Here is an 18,503-nt window from a genome sequence, read left to right as displayed (position 1 = left end):
CGCCGCGGGGAGCAATCCTCGCGGCCTTTTGGCGTTTCTTTACACGAATGGCGTTAACCCGGAGATTATGAAGACACATCCACAGTACGAACCCTGGCTGCAGGGCATGCTCATCATCGCGAAGCACTACCGGCTGGACTTTTCGGTGGAGCACGTTCGGGTCACGATTAACCATGAAAGTCAGTCTCCGCGCCAGCTGGTGCTGGAGGAGATGGCGCGCCAGCTAGGGCTGGGAATGCGCGTGGCGACGGATGCAACATCTCTCGATCCGTGGCGCCTGCCGCTGCTGGCGGAATTCACTGGCGGTCAAATCGCGGTCATTAACCGCATGGACAACGAAGGCAACGTCAGCCTGCAGTTCAGCGGCGACGGCGGGCTGGAGACGACGCTAACGCGGGACGCGCTCGGCTCACGGTTGAAAACGCTGCTGGTGCTGCGCCCGCTAGAGTCTACGCCTGATGCCCGCGTGGACGACTACATCAAACCGTATGAGAAAAACTGGTTCTGGCAGCTGGCGCTGAAGGACTGGCGCCGCTACAGCGACATCATGCTGGTGGCGCTGGTCGCTAACGTGCTGGCACTCTCCGGCATGGTCTTTTCCATGCAGGTGTATGACAGGGTGGTGCCGTCGCAGTCGGAGGCCACTCTGTGGGTGCTGTTTGGCGGCGTCATGCTCGCCATCGTGTTTGAATTCATCATGCGCATGCTGCGCGTGCATATTTCGGACGTGGTGGGGAAACGCGCCGACCTGCGCATTTCAGAACGCGTCTTTGCCCACGCGCTGCGGATTAAAAACGGGGCGCGCTCCAAATCAACCGGATCGTTTATCGCCCAGATCCGCGAGCTGGAGTCGGTGCGTGAGCTCATCACCTCGACCACCATTGCGGCGATCTCCGATCTGCCGTTCTTCCTGCTGTTCGTCTTTATTCTGTGGATGATTGGCGGCCCACTGGTGCTGGTGGTCCTGCTCGCCGTGCCGCTGCTGCTCATTCCGGGCCTGCTGGTGCAGCGCCCGCTGGGGAAACTCTCCAGCGAAGGGATGCGCGAATCCGCCATTCGTAACGCGACGCTGGTGGAGGCGGTGCAGGGTATTGAAGACATCAAGCTGATGCGCGCCGAGCAGCGTTTCCAGAACCAGTGGAACAACACCAACGACGTGGCCGCCAGCGTCGGCATGAAGCAGCGCTGGCTGACGGGGCTGCTGTTGACCTGGACCCAGGAGGTGCAGTCCATCGTCTATGCGGTAGTCCTGCTGGTGGGCTGTTACCTGGTCATCAGCGGCGACATGACCACCGGTGCGCTGGTGGGAACCTCGATTCTGGCGTCGCGGACCATAGCGCCGCTGTCGCAGATCTCTGGCGTGCTCTCGCGCTGGCAGTCGGCAAAAGTGGCCCGCAAGGGGCTGGACGACCTGATGCAGCGCCCGATTGACGATCCGCAGCACGGGAAGAAGGTGCATAAAGCCCACCTGCGCGGGGATTACCGGCTGGAAGACGTCGGCTTCTACTATGACGAAGAAGAGAAACTCACCGTGCTGAACATCGGCAAACTGCACATTCGCGCCGGTGAGCGCGTGGCGGTGCTCGGGCGTAACGGCTCCGGTAAAAGCACGCTGCTGCAGCTTCTGGCGGGCATGCAGGAGCCGCAGCAGGGGAGCATTCTGCTGGACGATATTGCTCTCAATCACCTTGACCCGGCTGACGTGCGCCGCGACATGCAACTGCTCAGCCAGCAGGCGCGGCTGTTCTTCGGCTCCTTGCGTGACAATATCCTGATGGGCAATCCGCTGGCGACAGACGAGGAAATCCATCAGGCGCTGGTCAACAGCGGCGCGCTGGAGTTTGTGCGCAAACAGAAAATGGGGCTGAACTATATCATCAACGAAGGGGGAGCTGGGCTTTCAGGCGGACAGCGTCAGGCGCTGCTGCTGGCCCGCGCGCTGATCACCTCGCCGAACATTCTGCTGCTGGATGAACCTACCGCCTGGCTGGACGAGATGAGCGAGAAGCAGTTTATTCAGCATCTTCACAAATGGCTGGGCAAGCGCCGGACGCTGGTGGTGGCAACCCATCGCCTGCCGATTCTGGATTTGGTCGACCGCATTATTGTGCTAGAAAACGGCAAGGTGGTGATGGACGGCCCGCGCGACGCGATCCTGCATCAGCACGGGCTGGCGCCGCAAAAGGCGGCACAGCGCACCGTGACCATGAAGCCGGCGGCTGTTGCAGAGGAGGGTGCGGCATGAACGATTTCTCCCGTTATAACAGCCGTCTGAAAGAGCCGCGCCTGCCGCGATCCTCGCTGGTGGCATGGTCGCTGTTCGCCCTGCTGGCGGTGTTTATCGCCTGGGCGAGCCTGTTCCAGCTGGACGAAGTCACGACCGGCAGCGGCAAGGTGATCCCGTCTTCCCATGAGCAGGTGATTCAGTCCCTGGAAGGGGGGATTATCCACAGCCTGCTGGTGCGCGAAGGCGATATCGTTGAGCGTGGTCAGCAGCTGGCACAGCTTGACCGGACTAAAACCGAGTCCAGCGTGCTGGAGAGCGAGTCTCGTCTGAACGCGGCGCTGGCAACGGCTGCGCGACTGAAGGCCGAAGTTAACGACACGGAACTCGCGTTTCCCGAGGAACTGGACGATGACGTTGAGCTGGTCAAACAGGAAACGGCGCTCTATCAGTCCCGTCGCGAGAGCCTTGAAAAAGGGCTGGCCGGCTTACGTCAGGGCGCCGAGCTGGTGCAGCGCGAGCTGTCGTTGACCCGTCCGCTGGTGACCCAGGGGGCGGCCAGCAAGGTTGAGGTGTTACGTCTTGAGCGTCAAAAAAATGAGCTTGAGAATAAAATCACCGAGATGAAAAATCAGTATTACGTCCGCGCCCGTGAAGAGCTGGCGAAAGCCAACGCGGAGATTGAAGCCCAGCGTTCGGTGATGAAAGGGCGTGAGGACTCCCTGACCCGGCTGACCTTCAACGCGCCGGTGCGTGGGATTGTGAAGGATATTGACGTGACGACCGTGGGCGGCGTTATTCCCCCGAACGGCAAGCTGATGAGTCTGGTCCCGCTGGACGACCAGATGGTGGTTGAGGCGAAAATCTCGCCGCGCGATGTCGCGTTTATCCACCCCGGCCAGAAAGCGCTGGTGAAAATTACGGCCTATGACTACTCCATCTATGGCGGGCTGGAGGGCGAGGTGACCATGATTTCGCCGGACACCCTGCAGGACGAGGTGAAAAGAGATGTCTACTACTACCGCGTCTATATCCGCACCGACAGTAACCACCTTACCAATAAGCAGGGCAAAGACTTTCCGGTCTTTCCAGGGATGATTGCAACGGTAGATATTAAAACCGGCAGCAAAACCATCCTGGATTATCTGTTGAAACCGCTGAACAAGGCAAAAGAGGCGCTGCGCGAGAGATAAAGATTGGCGTTCGGGATACCGAACGCCATTTGTATTATACCGTTGACGTTACGTTGTTTGGGTGGCGTCGCTCCTTCGGCACCACGTTAATGTAATGAGTAACATAGGCGAAATATAATCCGGCATAGTTTTCGACCAGTTCGAAAAACGCCGGATACACCGACAGGCGACCGTCACCGCGATCTTTAAGATAACCTGCCTCATGCGCCGATTTGATAATCCGGTTGACGTGGATCCGGGAGACAAAGAATTCTTTAGCGAGCGTACTGGCGGAATATTGAATAACCGCGCCGTGGGCGGATTTGTTTTTTATGGCCTGCAGGTAAAGATACAGCATAATCATGCGGCCTCCATCCTTATCAATAAATAATCCCACTTCCGGTAAAACTTTCCTGAACGTTAATCCCCGGAAAAGATATTCTGCCGCGCGGCGGAAGAAATTATTTCTCAATGTGTCATTATCCAGCAGATTTACATCAATATTAAACGTCGGGTAAAGAATGCTGACGGGTAAAAATGCACCGGACATATAGCGTTTGAGTTCATTCAATCCTTTTTCGGTTGGGGCAATTCTCGTTTTTCGCCGGTCTTCCGTACAGCGCCAGGTCCTGATGCGTCCCGTGGTTCTGAGTAACGTAATGATCGCAATAACGCTGTTGGGGCTGGCTATTTTATAGCGGGAACATAACTCTTTTATCTCTGAGACGGATTCGGCCTGATTGCCAAATATAAAACAACACATGGAAAGAATAATGTTAAACCGTGATTCCTGAAGCATTGTCTTGTAGAACAAGGGTTGTTTTTTGTAGATGGCGTCATTGATTGTGTAGTGCTCTAATATTGCCTCACTAAACCGCGGGTTGCTTTTTATAACATCCCTTCGATGTAGCAAGGCCCTGGATGAGATGTGATTATCCATAGCATTTTTCTCGTATTTGATGAGCCGATAGATGAAGTATCCAGCCTTCTTTTTCGGAATTTTCATTATACCTGAGAATAAGTGGCTTGCGGTCGGTATTTTAAAAGAAATATAGAGTTATATTTATGCGTGGAAAAGGGTGATTAACGCAAAGATGTTACAGTGCATGGCGTTGATAACAGTATCTTAACCTGATGGTGTATTGTAAAATTATTATACACACCGCTGTTGGTTTACATACTCATAATAATAATGGCGCTTTCGTGCCCAGGAGCAGGTTATGACCCACCAAATTTCTCTCAGGAATGTTGCGTGCAACGAGCAAAGATTTGTCATTTCAACCTGCGGCTTTACGTTTCAGGGATATCACCTGCTGCTCAAAAAGTACGGCATAGAGACTGCGCATATTCACTTTGATGGAGATGAATTATCTGATCCTGACAAGGAAAATATCCTTATTCATCAAAACGCTCACATCGTAGTGTTCCTGGGAAAAGGTACGGTAGCTCTCCTGGAGAGCCTGACGCGACTGGCATCCGTACTCAATGCACTTCCTGTTATTCGTCGTGTTACCCTGTATGGTGATATACCGGACAGCTGGCTGTATCGAACCCTGGGTAGTCTTCTAAATAACAGTCATCAATTATCATTGATTCGCATAGCCAGCGTATCTGATGTAATAACCTGTTTCCACACCCACAATAATGGCTTTAAAGACCGCTCGCGCTTATTACGCGATTACTATCTGGACTGTTCTTCGTCAGAAAAGCTCAAATGGCTGACAAGAAGAGAGGTTGATGTTTTATTGAACTTCTATCGCGGCATGTCTATAAAAGACCAGTGCGACAAACTGAGGCTTTCTAATAAAACGGTTTACACCCATCGTAAAGAAGGTCTGCAGAAATTACATTGTATCAAGCGATGGTTGAATGAACCGCGCAATGTAAAAGTGGAAAGGCGGATTAAAAGCCAAAATCAAAGAGTGGACTTCACGGATAAAGAAGCGGAAGTTTTTAATGCGCTGGTGAAAAGGGAGATATTTCCCGCCTACCAGATCATTACCGATCGTGACAAGAAAGGGGTGGGGTTTGAGATACTTATTCGCTGGAATAAGAACGGTAAAATAGTCAAGCCAGCCCGTTTTCTGAATGATATCGCTAATTATGAAGTATGGCTAAAGATTACGGCTATGGTGATCCACGCCGCCGTGTCCGGGATTAATAAATATAACGGTAAATTCTATTTTTCCGTTAATATTCCGCCTCGCCTGGCGTCCGGGAACGCGCTGCCAGAGATGGCCAGGAAAGCCATCGGCATGCTGCTTAACCCCCAGTGGGCAGAAAAGCTGGTCTTTGAATTCGCGGAAGATATTGATGTAACGAAAGATAAAAGCATCCCAGAAACCATGCGGCACCTGCGTAATACGGGGTGCAGACTGTTTCTTGACGATTGCTTCTCAAGCCATCATGCCATGTTCCCCGTGAGGCAGGTGCATTTTGATGGGCTGAAACTGGATCGGGACATCGTCGATCATTTTGTGGCGAACGACAACGATTATAATCTGATTAAAGCGATACAGATTTACAGCGACATGACCGGAACAGCTTGTATTGCAGAGGGCGTTGACAGTGAGGAGAAGTTTGAAAAATTAGTCGAGCTGGGTGTGAAAAACTTTCAGGGATATTATCTCTCGCGCGCCGTGAAAGAGGAGGAATTAGACCGCATGGTGAGATTGTTCAGCTAAAAAATAAAGCCCCGAAGGGCCTTGTTTATTTGCGTCCCAGCAACAGGCCAAGCACAATACCGACCGCACCCGCGGCGATAAGACCGGTGAGCGGGTTATTTCTGACCGCTTCAGTCACGTCAGAGACAGCATCGCTGGCCTGTGCGGCATATTTTTTCGCAGCGCCTTTTACCTGATGCTTCGGTGAATCAACGAATTCACCGAACTGCTGCTGGGCTGAACCTGAAAGTTCATCAAATTTATTTTTTGCTTTGTCTTCAGCAAACTGGGTGTTTTTATCAGTACCGAAATCAGACATTTTTGCCTCCTTTTGTTGATAGTTAAAGGATAGCCTCTCTTTGAAAAGATGAGAGGCGGAACGCTAAATTTCGGAGGGAATTGGCCGGTTTTCGGATATATCTACACCAGAAGAGGGCGTTATTTTTCGTTCTCATCCTGGCCGTAATACAGCTTGCCAATGCGGATAAGCGGGCGGCCCTGCGACTTGCGGTGCAGGTTGCTGTCCCGAAGGGAATACACGCAGCCGCAATATTCCTGCTGGTAAAACTGTTCACGCTTGCTGATCTCAATCATTCGTGATGAGCCGCCCTGTTTGCGCCAGTTGTAGTCCCAGTAGACCATTCCCGGATAGCGCGCTGCCGCACGCTGGCCGCAGTCATTGATCTGCTGCATATTCTTCCAGCGAGAGATCCCCAGTGAGCTGCTGATAACGCTGAAACCATTTTCCGCCGCGTAGAGCGCCGTACGCTCGAAGCGCATATCGAAGCACATGGTGCAGCGGACGCCGCGCTCGGGCTCCCACTCCATGCCTTTGGCACGCTCGAACCAGTTATCGGTATCGTAATCGGCATCAACAAACGGCACGCCGTGTTTTTCTGCAAAACGAATGTTTTCTTCCTTACGGATGAGGTATTCCTTTTGCGGATGGATGTTGGGGTTATAGAAGAAAATGGTGTAGTCAATGCCCGAGGCCTGAATAGCTTCCATGACTTCACCGGAGCAGGGGGCGCAGCAGGAGTGCAGCAGAAGTTTATCGGCGCCGTTTGGCAGGGTGAGCTGCGGGCGGATGAAGGGGGTTGTACTCATGTTGTTCTACAATATGTTAATGAAATTTATGGAATTGTAGCACAAGTTATTAATGTCTTCAGACGGTACTGGCGGGAACGGGGGTTAGCGCGCGGGCTTGACTTCGTACTGAGTGGCGCCGTTAATCAGTAAGTTGCTGTGCAGTAATAGCCCGATGGAACTGAGTGAATTCCACCGGGACGTTGCTGAGAAGCTAAGACTGTAAAACCTGTTTAATATCAGTATGCCGGTATATTCATTGCCACTTTAAACATCATTTTTCATCGCCTTCGAATAGTGCCATCGAATATACCCATGATGGCATCGCATTGATTTTTTCTTCATACGAATGACTTGTGTCAAAACATCGATTTTTAACGTTATATCTGAAGCTTGTTAGTCCGGAATTAATTAAATATTTATCAATAAGAGATGAAACGCAAAAATAGGGTTGATTATTCGCTTCCTGAGCAAGTTTTTCTAAGTTTTTATCATTGCCCGCAGCGACAAACACCGGGACATCGCCGTAATCTGTCGGTTTGATATCCCATTTAAATACAAAATCATTGTCATTTTCACCTGTTTTGCTGAAAAGATTGGATGGCAGAACATTCTTGTTCATGAAAAATTTATTCAGTGCAGGCTTATGATCGCCATAAACAACAACAACGGCATTCGGATCTATTTCTTTTACTTCCTTGTAGAAGTCAACAAAGCGGTCAACTGCTTGTTTCAATTCGAAGGTATAGATGTACTCGCCTGAGTCGTTCTCATGAGGGTACGGGCCATGTGTTGACATGGTAATTAAATTCATGAAAATGTTCTTTCCGTCAGCTTTTTTTAAATGTTCAATGGCTGACTTGTAAAGCAGGTAATCATCGGGTTGCCATTGCCATTTTTTTCTACCTGCCACAATTTGGTCAGGCAGGCTTATAGTCGACATTTCATAAAGGCCATCGAAGCGTTCAAAGCCAAATTTTTTATAAACAGTATCCCTGTGCCAAAACTCTTTCAAATAATTGTGTGCGGCATAGGTGATAAAGCCTTTATCGCCCAGAGCGCTGGCAATGGAATCGGTATGCGATTTGAACTGTGTCGCATATTCTTGATAAATTATGCCAGATAATACCCTTGAATTACTGGCGAAGCCGGTGAGCATTTCAAATTCAACATTCGCAGTACCTCCGCCATAAACGGGTGAAGTTGCTCGAAACGTAACAAAACCTTCATTTAATATTGGGGTGATAATTTCTTTGAAGTTGGCATTGTCATACCAGCATGATTCGCACAGGACGTAAATAACTGTTTTATGTTTTGGTAATTCCTTACTCCCTGCGCGCTTTTCAAGATTGTACGTATCTTTATTGTTTTTACTGGCTAAAGGTGCAGATTTTCGAGAACTGGTCATCACGACATGCATTGCCATTCCATTATCCTGCAGGTTTTCAGGCCAATTCCAGGATTTATAAGTGACATTCATTTCCTTAGCTAATAATATCATTTTACGGGAGAAAATGCTGTCTTCGCCAAAGAGAGAACTGAAGTGAGTATAAAAGGAAAATGGTAATATGGTGATAAAACTGATGGCAAGTACAATGGTGTTTTTCTTTGTTGTGTAAAATGTCCTACTGATAAAACATAAAATAACACACAATGAAATTGCGAGGAAAAGCAAGAGTACTGGCCAGGCTGTCAGGTAATGTTTTGCAATGGTTATGTTGGATTGAGAAAACAAATCATTCCAGGACAACACTTCACCCGTGAGTGATAGCTTGATGCCACTGATGTATTCAAGCAGTTTTAAGAGTAAAAAAACAACATAGGCTGAAACGAATGATGGAAGTTTTACCAATCGGAGAAAGATATAGGCTAAAGGCAGTGGACTGGCAAGCCATAGATAATGTAATAAAGAATATAAATAATTTGGTAATGGTGCGGGGTTTTTAATTTCAGCGATAGCTAATGTGAAAAAAACAATAATGAAAAAGAAATCGAGTAATGATGACGTGAATTTTTTGCGATAGTTATTTGAGATGAGAGACGTAGTTTTAAAGAGCACGTTCATGCTGGGGCCTTAAAATGAATAATTCTGATTATATCATGCAATTCTTGGATGTGTCATTACCTGGCGGGGGGGACCGTATGGGGAGTTAACGTCGCTTTATGTCCAACACAGCCTGTTGAACATGTTTATCACCCTTGTAAACATAATGTTTACAGATTAAGAATAAAAAAGTTACTATACCCCCCTACAGTATCAGGAGGGCATATGCCGCACTCACCCGAAGATAAAAAACGTATTCTTACCCGCGTCCGCCGCATTCGGGGTCAGGTTGATGCCCTTGAACGCGCGTTGGAGTCGGGCGACCCCTGTCTGGCCATCCTGCAGCAAATTGCCGCCGTGCGCGGCGCTTCCAATGGCCTGATGGGCGAAATGGTTGAAATACATCTCAAAGACGAGCTGGTGACGGGAGACACAACGCCGGATCAGCGAGCCGTACGCATGGCGGAAGTCGGCCATTTGCTGCGCTCTTATCTAAAATAAATCCACACACCTGACAAAAAGGGAAGACATGATGAAATCTCGCGCAGCTGTTGCATTTGGCCCCGGCCAGCCGCTGAAAATCGTCGACATCGACGTCGCACCGCCGAAAAAAGGCGAAGTGCTGATCAAAATCACCCATACCGGCGTGTGCCATACCGATGCATTTACCCTCTCCGGTGACGATCCGGAAGGCGTCTTCCCGGCGGTGCTGGGTCATGAAGGCGGCGGGATTGTGGTGGAAGTGGGCGAGGGCGTGACCAGCCTGAAGCCAGGCGATCACGTTATCCCGCTGTACACGGCGGAATGCGGCGAGTGTAAGTTCTGTAAATCCGGCAAAACTAACCTCTGCCAGGCCGTGCGCGCTACTCAGGGGAAAGGGCTGATGCCGGACGGCACCACCCGTTTCTCCTACAACGGTGAGCCAATTTATCACTACATGGGCACCAGCACCTTCAGCGAATACACCGTTTGCGCGGAGATCTCGCTGGCGAAGGTCAATCCGCAGGCGCCGCTGGATAAAGTCTGCCTGCTGGGCTGCGGCGTAACCACCGGCATTGGCGCGGTGCATAACACGGCAAAAGTCAAAGAGGGCGACACCGTGGCGGTGTTTGGTCTCGGCGGCATTGGTCTGGCAGTGATTCAGGGCGCGGTGCAGGCGAAGGCCGGGCGTATCATCGCGGTCGATACCAACCCGGAAAAATTCAAGCTGGCGGGGGAAATGGGCGCGACCGATTTCGTGAACCCGAAGGATCACGAGAAACCGATTCAGGATGTCATCGTTGAGATGACCGACGGCGGCGTGGACTTCAGCTTCGAGTGTATCGGCAACGTCAACGTAATGCGTTCTGCGCTGGAATGCTGCCACAAGGGCTGGGGTGAGAGCATCATCATCGGCGTGGCCGGGGCAGGCCAGGAGATCAAAACCCGTCCATTCCAGCTGGTGACCGGACGCGTCTGGCGCGGCTCCGCGTTTGGCGGCGTGAAGGGGCGTACCCAGCTTCCCGGCATGGTGGAAGACGCGATGGTCGGTAAAATACAGCTCGACCCGTTCATCACCCACCGTTTGCCGCTGGAGCAGATCAACGAGGCGTTCGATCTGATGCACGAAGGAAAATCCATCCGCACCGTCATTCATTTCGGCGACAAGTAACTCTTCTGCCAGCGGTTTTTAGCCGCTGGCAGTTCTTTAATAATCTTCTCTAAAGTGTGACCAGTGCGGCGTTTTTAGCCGTAATCTAAATCTCTGCCGTGCCGATGACTATCTAACAGGCGTGTTTTTGCGCATCTTACCTATAAGAGAGTCGACGGTCATGGACAACACTTCTTCGATGCAGGCGCAGCGCAAGCTGAGCTTCCTGCATCACATCAGGCTGGTTCCGCTGTTTTCCTCCATTCTCGGTGGCATTATTCTGCTGTTTGCCTTGAGTTCGGGTCTGGCGGGGTATTTCCTGCTACAGGCCGACAACGATCAGCAGGACGTTACGTCCGAAATTCAGGTGCGTATGGGGCTGTCGAACAGCTCAAACCATCTGCGCACCGCGCGTATCAATATGATCCACGCCGGCGCGGCAAGCCGTATCGCGGAGATGGAGGCCATGAAGCAGAACATCCGCGAGGCGGAAACGCGCATTAAGCAATCCCAGGATAGCTTTACCGCCTATATGCATCGTTCCGTCCGTAGCGCTGCGGACGAAGCGCTGGATGCAGACCTGAAGGCACGCTACGACGCCTATATTGCGGGCCTCCAGCCGATGGTCAAATTTGCCAAAAACGGCATGTTCGAGGCGATCATCAACCACGAAAATGAGACCGCGCGCCCGCTGGACGACGCTTACAACGCCGTTCTGCTGAAGGCGATTAAGATCCGCACCGACCGCGCCAATGCGCTGACGGCGCAGGCGCACAGCCGCACGCAGCTGGGTCTGATGTTTATGGTGGGCGCGTTTGCGCTGGCGCTGGTGCTGACCGCGATGACCTTCGTTGTGCTGCGCCGCACGGTCATTAATCCGCTGCAGCGTGCAGCGAAACGTATCGAGAATATCGCCAAAGGCGACCTGACGATGCCGGACGACGTGGCCGGACGCAGCGAAATTGGCCGCCTGACGCGCGATCTGCAAACCATGCAGCACTCCCTTGAAACAACGGTCGGCACCGTCCGTCAGGGAGCGGAGGAGATCTACCGGGGTACCAGCGAGATCTCTGCCGGTAACACCGATCTCTCATCACGCACCGAGCAGCAGGCCGCGGCGATTGAGCAGACTGCCGCCAGCATGGAGCAGCTGACCGCGACGGTGAAGCAGAACGCCGATAACGCCCATCATGCCAGCAAGCTGGCGGAAGATGCCTCCGGGAAAGCCAGCCGCGGCGGCCAGATGGTCTCCGGTGTGGTCAAAACTATGGGCAATATCTCAAGCAGTTCGAAGAAAATCTCTGAGATTACCGCGGTGATCAACAGCATCGCCTTCCAGACCAACATCCTGGCGCTTAACGCGGCGGTAGAAGCGGCGCGGGCGGGCGAGCAGGGACGCGGGTTCGCCGTGGTGGCCAGCGAAGTCCGTACCCTGGCAAGCCGCAGCGCCAACGCCGCAAAAGAGATCGAAAGCCTGATCAACGAATCGGTCTCGCTGATAGATCAGGGTTCCGGTGAGGTCGTTGCCGCAGGCAATACCATGAATGAGATCGTCGAGGCGGTGAAGCGCGTCACCGACATCATGCTGGAGATTGCCGCCGCGTCTGACGAGCAGAGCCGCGGTATCGTGCAGGTCAGTCAGGCTATTTCGGAGATGGATAAAGTGACCCAGCAGAACGCCTCGCTGGTGGAAGAGGCCTCCGCGGCGGCGGCGTCGCTGGAAGAACAGGGCGCGCGTCTGACCGAGGCGGTCGGGGCGTTTCGTCTGAGCGGCAAGGTTCAGGGGCGTACTCAACAGCAGAACTCTGCGGCAGTAAAACCTGCTGCATTACGTCCGGCGGTAGCGCATAACGGTGATAACTGGGAAACGTTCTGAGTCGCCGGCCGTGTCGGGTGGCGCTTCGCTTACCCGGCCGACAAAAAAGGGACCTTTCGGTCCCTTTTTTCATCTGTTACTGCTTATCGGGTAACGCGTACGCGATAACGTAATCACCGCGATCCGGCGACTGGCGAGCGCCACCGGCGTTAATGACGATGTACTGCTTACCGGTTTTCGGCGAGACGTAGGTCATCGGGCCGGACTGGCTGCCGACCGGCAGGCGGTCCTTCCAGATCTCTTTCCCGGTGGCGGTATCAAACGCGCGCAGGTAGAAATCCTGGGTGCCGGCGAAGAACAGCAGGCCGGACTGGGTTGACAGCGACGCGCCCAGCGTTGGCATCCCGATTGGGATTGGCATGTGCATGCGAATGCCCAGCGGGCCGGTATCTTCTACGGTACCAACCGGTACCTGCCACACCAGCTTGCCGGTTTTCAGGTCAACAGCCGACATGGTTCCGAACGGCGGCTTCTGGCACGGAATGCCCAGCGGCGACAGGAAGCGTTCGCGCATTGCGCCGAACGGCGTGCCGTCCATCGGGACAATCCCCATCTCAATGCCGCTGGCGTTTTTCGCCACGTTCGCGCGCGGCACCATGTAGTTTGCCAGCCCCAGACGCATATCGTTGACGAACATCAGGCTGTTGTTCGGGTCAATGGAGACGCTGCCCCAGTTCATCCCGCCGAGCGAGCCGGGGAACTGCAGGGAACGGTCGAGACCCGGCGGGGTGAAGACGCCCTGATGACGCATCTCTTTAAACTGAATGCGGCACAGAAGCAGGTCGACAGGCGTCGCCCCCCACATGTCGGACTCGGTCAACGTCTGGTTGCCAATCATCGGCATGCCCACGGAGTACGGCTGGGTCGGAGAGTAGCGTTCACCTTCAACGTTACCCGCCGGAACTGGACGTTCCTCCACCTTCGCCACCGGCTTGCCGGTTTCGCGGTTGAGCATAAAAATCATGCCCTGCTTGCTGGTCTGCACCAGTACAGGCGTGGTGCCGCCTTTGCCGTCCGGCAGGTCGTACAGCAGCGGCTGGGAAGGCAGGTCGAAGTCCCACAGGTCGTGGTGGGTGGTCTGGAAATGCCAGCGTACCTGTCCGGTGGCGGCGTCGACGGCGACGATGGAGGAGCTGTATTTATCGTCCAGTGGGGTGCGCTCGCCCGCCCAGAAGTCCGGGGTGGCGTTGCCGGTTGGCAGGTAGATCAGGTTCAGCTTAGCGTCGTAAGACATCGCAGACCAGACGTTCGGCGTGCCGCGCGTGTAGGTTTGACCTTCCGGCGGCAGGCCGGTCAGGTTCGGATTACCCGGATCCCACGCCCAGGCCAGTTTACCGGTGTGAACGTCGTAGGCGCGCACCACGCCCGGCGGTTCGCCGGTGGAGAAGTTATCCGCGACGCGACCGCCGACGACAACAACGTTTCCGGCCACCAGCGGCGTGGAGGTCTGCTGATAATAGCCCGGCTTGATCTCACCCATGCCGATGCTCAGGTCAACGGTGCCATGGTCGCCAAAGTCATCGCAAACCTTGCCGGTATCCGCGTTGATGGCAATCAGACGGGCGTCGGTGGTCGGCAGGAACAGGCGGCGAGGGCATGCCGCTGGCGATGTCCCGGTCTGTGACGCTGTCACGTTTGCATGATCTTCAAAGTAGCCCAGGCCACGACAACGCTGCCAGTTCGGGGCGGTGGCTTTCGAATCATAACGCCATTTTTCTTTACCTGAATCCACGTCCAGCGCCAGCACTTTACTGTACGGGGTACAGACATAGAGCGTGTCGCCAATCTGCAGCGGCGTGTTCTGATCTTCCGCACCGGAGCCGTTGCTCTGCGGAATATCCCCGGTGTGCGCCACCCAGGCGACTTTCAGATCACTGATGTTTTGCTTGTTAATCTGGTCCAGCGCGGCGAAGCGGTCGCCGTGGGTGGTGTTGCCCCAGTGTTCCCAGTTTTTCTGCTGTTCGCCGGGAGCAACGGGTTTCACCGGAACGGGCTCGTTCGCCGCCACGAGGGATTGCGGCTTAAACATCCAGCCGAGGCTGACCAGCATCGCCAGTGCGAGAACCGCCGCAACGCTATAAGCCGGGGCTTTATTCGCTGCGTCGCGGTTGGCCGCGCGCAGGAAAGGCCAGACGATGGCGCAGAGGAAGGCCAGTACGGAAAAGGTGAACAGGCGCGAGAAGAGCGGCCAGAAATCCCAGCCCGCATCGCTTACCGCCCAGAACAGCGAGGCAATAAACGCGATGCCGTAAAGCACGATCCCGCTGCTGCGATTGAGGAAAATCAGGAGCGCGGCAATGACCATCACCACGCCCATTATCACGAAGTAAAAACTTCCGCCTACGGCGGCGAGCTTGAAGCCCAACCCGCCGACCGCCAGACCGATGAGCAACATCAGTCCGGCAAGGAGCCACTGCAAAATACGAGGTATCCCGCGCGGCGCGCTGCCAAATGCCATTTCTGTCTCCTTTGAATCTCTCCGCATTGCTGGGTGTGTACCATCTGGATAATAAATGCGGGGAGAGTAGTGATTAAAACGAGTGAATTCTTGTTTATATAACGATTCGCGAACCAAATGGTGAATCCGCCGTTATGATAAAACTGTTAATTTGTTTTACGCAATTGTTAATGAATCATTCCGCATTATTTGATTAACGCACAGCCCAGTTCCCTCTCCCTGTGGGAGAGGGAACTGGGTGAGGGGTGAAGGGAATCAGACAGGCATTGATTTACGGATAGCGCTCAGCAGCGTTTGTGCGCCCGTGGAAAGGGGAGTATCCACCCGGGTCAAAATACCGATGGGTTCACCCGCACCCGGGGAGGCGATCGGCAGGGCGGTCAGCGTGCCCTGACGCAAATCATCTTTTACCGCACCGGAGGGGACGAACCAGACGTAGTCATAATCCAGGGTAAGCTGGCGCGAAAGAGAAGCCGAAAGCGTTTCGATGCACCCTGAGGGGAGCGTACACCCCTGCATCTGCAGCAAGGTTTCGGCGGCCTGGCGCGGGACGGTCCCTTTCGGGCAAACCACCACCGGCCACTCCATCACCCGGCTTAACGTCACCGTGTCCTGCAGCAGGGGATGATCGGGTCGAACCACCAGCTTCAGGGATTCCAGGAACAGCAGTTCATAATTGAGACCGCCCATCAGCTCGGGGTCGGACATTCGACCAATACCGAGATCAAGCTCACCCGATTTCAGCCCCGCGAGCAGCATGGTGTTATTCATGGTGGCAACCTGAATAGTGGTATTTCGCTGCTGCTTGTGGAACTGACCAATAACGGGCGGCAGGATCCCCAGCGCCGCGGTTGGCAGGGCGCCGACGCGCACCACCTCGCTGGTGTGCTCTTCTTTTCGGTGCAGGGACTGGCCTGCGGTGTTGAGCGCATCAAGAACTTTCACGGCGTGCGTCAGGAACTGTTCGCCCACCAGAGTCAGCTGTGCCCCCAGCCGACCGCGGTCAAATAGACGGGCGCCGGTCAGCTGTTCCAGCTCGTTAAGGGTTTTTGAGAGCGCGGGCTGGCTCAGGTTAAGAGTTTCAGCCGCGCGCCCCAGCGTTCCCTGTTGAGCGACGGCCACAAATGTATGCAAATGGCGCAAGCGTATGCGCTGACTGAACAGACCATTTTTTTCCATAGGCGATGTTAAAAACAGAGCGATGCGGGTGACAAGTTAAGTTGTTTAATTTTGATAACTTGATAGCAAAATATTTTTAACATTTGATCTGTTTGAGTTACAACATGTTTTTCAGGCGAGGTGGGTGATGAACGTCCTTGTTCATTTATTGCTCACTGCGGAGGGATATGCTGCAAAGCGGTTTAGATCACGCCGTCGCCGCCGTCAGAGCACCATACCTGACCGGAGGTAAAGGAACACTCATCCGAGGCCAGCGTGACGTACAGCGGGGCAATCTCGACGGGCTGTCCCGGACGACCCAGCGGGGTATCACCCCCGAACTCCTTCACTTTCTCCATCGGCTGGCCGCCGCTGGACTGGAGTACCGTCCAGTACGGGCCGGGGGCGACCGCGTTGACGCGAATGCCTTTCGGACCCAGCTGTTTGGCTAAGGATTTAGTAAACACCGCCAGACAGGCCTTCGTCTGGGCATAGTCCAGCAGTACGGGGCTGGGCTTCACCGCCTGAACGGAGGAAGTGTTAATGATCACGGACGACGCTTTCAGATGGCGCAGGGCGGCCTTGGTGATCCAGAAGGGGGCGTAAACGTTGGTTTTAAACGTCGCGTCAAAATCTTCGGTGGTAAGCTCTTCAAGGGATTCCCGGAATTGCTGACGGCCTGCGTTGTTGACCAGAATATCCAGCCCGCCCAGCTTCGAAACGGCTTCTTCGACCAGATTCTGGCAAAAGGTTTCGTCCCGGACGTCTCCTGGCAGCGCGATGGCCTTGCGGCCTTCCGCTTTGATCAGGTCGATGACCTCGGCGGCATCTTTCTCTTCTTCAGGCAGATAGTTGATGGCGACGTCTGCCCCTTCGCGGGCGTAGGCGATAGCCACTGCGCGTCCAATCCCGGAGTCACCACCGGTGATCAGCGCTTTTTTGCCGGCAAGGCGGCCATGCCCTTTATAGCTTGTTTCACCGTGGTCGGGTACAGGCTGCATTTCAGACGCCAGTCCCGGCGGCGTTTGCGGCTGTTCCGGGAACGGAGGTTTCGGGTAAGCGTTCGTACGTTGTGTAGTATCACTCATAGCTGACTCCTTAAGCCAAGGGGTGAGATTTGATGGATAGTTGCAGCGTTAACGCTTCGCTGAATTATTTCTGCAAACGATCAACACGAACGACGGCAGGCGATGATTTTTTATCAAGCGAACCGTTGATACTGATCATCTGATCGGGTTTTACCGTTCTGCCGTCGAAGACTGCCTGGGGAATAATAACGTCGATTTTTCCGGTTTTATCCTGGAATACAAACTTATCGCCGCTACCGTCAATAAGATTACCGCGCAATGAAATTGTCGCGCCATCGTGCAATTGTTTTGCCTGATCGATGGTCATAATACGCGCGTCGTCGGTTCCACGATATCCGCTGTCCAGCGCGTGGGGCGGTGGCGGTGCTTCACCTTTTTGTAACCCGCCGTTATTATCTGCCCATGCAACTGGAACCAGAAATATCAAAAAAGCGGAAATAAGTGATAATTTCATCTGATATCCTTCATTTTTGAGTGTCTTGACTTATTAAGTATTGTTGCTATTCCTTTATGTGGCAAATGTGATAAGTCTTAAAAACATTCTCCTTGGAAATCAAACCTATCATGAAATAAGCGAAACGGTGACAACGACCATGAAGCATGAAAATGAAAAGTTACCCGGGATAGATGAGAGTTATCGCTTGTTGAGGTTTGAATATTCATTTCGCCAGGTGGGTTTTGTGGTCCTTCTGGCTATTATCATCGCAGCGGTTGCTGGTCTGTTTTCCAGCGGGATGGTGAGCGATACGGCCAAAACCAATTCCGCTAACTCATTGAGCATAAACTATGAACGCTTCGGCCGGCGGGAGACGGAGTCAAGAATGCAGGTCACCTTCCCGGTGAAGACGGAGGGCAGCTATACCCTCAGCCTGACCACCGACAGCAGCGACGTATACGAGCCCGGCAGCGTCTGGCCGCAGCCAGACAAAATGTATAGCCACGGCAAAACCCTCTATTTGGTCTACGATGACCTGCAAAAATCAGACAACTTCTCTGTTTTATACTTCACGACACCTTCCAGAGCCGGTAAATGGAACACCGTCATCCGCGTCAACAACGAGCCGGAGATTAACCTCTGGCAATTTATTTACCCCTAGGAGGCTG

General features: G+C 53.4%; 15 protein-coding genes. 7 read left to right on the top strand and 8 right to left on the bottom strand.

Annotated features, from left to right (window positions below):
• The first annotated feature begins 67 nt into the window (after nucleotides 1-67).
• Entirely contained in the window at nucleotides 68-2,245 is a 2,178-nt protein-coding gene (locus tag APT89_RS05045; protein WP_041910074.1) for a type I secretion system permease/ATPase, read from the top strand.
• Nucleotides 2,242-3,417 carry an HlyD family type I secretion periplasmic adaptor subunit gene (locus APT89_RS05040; protein ID WP_028013086.1) on the top strand — a complete coding sequence of 392 codons (1,176 nt, stop codon included), beginning with the start codon at nucleotides 2,242-2,244 and terminating at the stop codon, nucleotides 3,415-3,417. The genes APT89_RS05045 and APT89_RS05040 overlap by 4 nt, the downstream gene beginning before the upstream one ends.
• 34 nt (nucleotides 3,418-3,451) lie before the next feature.
• Here APT89_RS05040 and APT89_RS05035 read toward each other — a convergent pair whose 3' ends face one another.
• Entirely contained in the window at nucleotides 3,452-4,336 is an 885-nt protein-coding gene (locus tag APT89_RS05035) for a hypothetical protein (protein ID WP_028013087.1), read from the bottom strand.
• A 280-nt stretch (nucleotides 4,337-4,616) separates the two neighbouring features.
• Here APT89_RS05035 and APT89_RS05030 point away from each other — a divergent pair, with 280 nt between their 5' ends.
• A complete protein-coding gene (locus tag APT89_RS05030; protein WP_060571861.1) occupies nucleotides 4,617-6,080 on the top strand; it encodes an EAL domain-containing protein in 1,464 nt (487 codons plus the stop codon).
• A 25-nt stretch (nucleotides 6,081-6,105) separates the two neighbouring features.
• On the opposite strand, the gene APT89_RS05025 is transcribed toward APT89_RS05030, so the two are convergent.
• The 3 genes from APT89_RS05025 to APT89_RS05015 all read right to left on the bottom strand — a co-directional run bounded on the left by APT89_RS05025 (nucleotide 6,106) and on the right by APT89_RS05015 (nucleotide 9,210).
• Nucleotides 6,106-6,378, bottom strand: a complete 273-nt coding sequence (locus APT89_RS05025; protein ID WP_028013089.1) for a DUF883 family protein — start codon at nucleotides 6,376-6,378, stop codon at nucleotides 6,106-6,108.
• Between the two features lie 119 nt (nucleotides 6,379-6,497).
• On the bottom strand, nucleotides 6,498-7,166 hold the full coding sequence (locus tag APT89_RS05020; protein WP_028013090.1) for an epoxyqueuosine reductase QueH: 669 nt from the start codon (nucleotides 7,164-7,166) through the stop codon (nucleotides 6,498-6,500).
• A 253-nt stretch (nucleotides 7,167-7,419) separates the two neighbouring features.
• Nucleotides 7,420-9,210 carry an LTA synthase family protein gene (locus tag APT89_RS05015; RefSeq protein WP_060571860.1) on the bottom strand — a complete coding sequence of 597 codons (1,791 nt, stop codon included), beginning with the start codon at nucleotides 9,208-9,210 and terminating at the stop codon, nucleotides 7,420-7,422.
• Between the two features lie 204 nt (nucleotides 9,211-9,414).
• On the opposite strand from APT89_RS05015, the gene APT89_RS05010 reads away from it, so the two are divergent.
• The 3 genes from APT89_RS05010 to APT89_RS05000 all read left to right on the top strand — a co-directional run bounded on the left by APT89_RS05010 (nucleotide 9,415) and on the right by APT89_RS05000 (nucleotide 12,695).
• A complete protein-coding gene (locus tag APT89_RS05010; protein WP_060571859.1) occupies nucleotides 9,415-9,690 on the top strand; it encodes a metal/formaldehyde-sensitive transcriptional repressor in 276 nt (91 codons plus the stop codon).
• Nucleotides 9,691-9,721: 31 nt separating this feature from the next.
• Nucleotides 9,722-10,840 (top strand): S-(hydroxymethyl)glutathione dehydrogenase/class III alcohol dehydrogenase, encoded by a 1,119-nt coding sequence (locus APT89_RS05005; protein WP_041910069.1) that lies wholly within the window; start codon nucleotides 9,722-9,724, stop codon nucleotides 10,838-10,840.
• Nucleotides 10,841-11,000: 160 nt separating this feature from the next.
• Entirely contained in the window at nucleotides 11,001-12,695 is a 1,695-nt protein-coding gene (locus tag APT89_RS05000; RefSeq protein ID WP_048958161.1) for a methyl-accepting chemotaxis protein, read from the top strand.
• A gap of 76 nt (nucleotides 12,696-12,771) precedes the next feature.
• Here the strand turns inward: APT89_RS05000 and APT89_RS04995 are convergent, their stop codons facing one another.
• From APT89_RS04995 to APT89_RS04980, 4 genes are all read right to left on the bottom strand, one after another.
• Complete coding sequence (locus APT89_RS04995; RefSeq protein ID WP_060571858.1) at nucleotides 12,772-15,153, bottom strand: glucose/quinate/shikimate family membrane-bound PQQ-dependent dehydrogenase; 2,382 nt, start codon at nucleotides 15,151-15,153, stop codon at nucleotides 12,772-12,774.
• Between the two features lie 255 nt (nucleotides 15,154-15,408).
• Nucleotides 15,409-16,332, bottom strand: coding sequence for a LysR substrate-binding domain-containing protein (locus APT89_RS04990; protein WP_041910066.1), 924 nt, complete (start codon nucleotides 16,330-16,332; stop codon nucleotides 15,409-15,411).
• Between the two features lie 182 nt (nucleotides 16,333-16,514).
• Nucleotides 16,515-17,399, bottom strand: coding sequence for an SDR family oxidoreductase (locus APT89_RS04985; RefSeq protein WP_028013098.1), 885 nt, complete (start codon nucleotides 17,397-17,399; stop codon nucleotides 16,515-16,517).
• Nucleotides 17,400-17,463: 64 nt separating this feature from the next.
• Complete coding sequence (locus tag APT89_RS04980; RefSeq protein WP_045630393.1) at nucleotides 17,464-17,853, bottom strand: YdeI family stress tolerance OB fold protein; 390 nt, start codon at nucleotides 17,851-17,853, stop codon at nucleotides 17,464-17,466.
• Between the two features lie 139 nt (nucleotides 17,854-17,992).
• On the opposite strand from APT89_RS04980, the gene APT89_RS04975 reads away from it, so the two are divergent.
• Nucleotides 17,993-18,496 carry a hypothetical protein gene (locus APT89_RS04975; protein WP_041912012.1) on the top strand — a complete coding sequence of 168 codons (504 nt, stop codon included), beginning with the start codon at nucleotides 17,993-17,995 and terminating at the stop codon, nucleotides 18,494-18,496.
• Nucleotides 18,497-18,503 lie beyond the last annotated feature (7 nt).

The sequence above is a fragment of the Enterobacter sp. 50588862 genome (assembly GCF_001462935.1).
GTDB classification, from domain to species: Bacteria; Pseudomonadota; Gammaproteobacteria; order Enterobacterales; family Enterobacteriaceae; genus Enterobacter; species Enterobacter bugandensis.
This window is presented reverse-complemented; position numbering and strand designations above follow the sequence as displayed.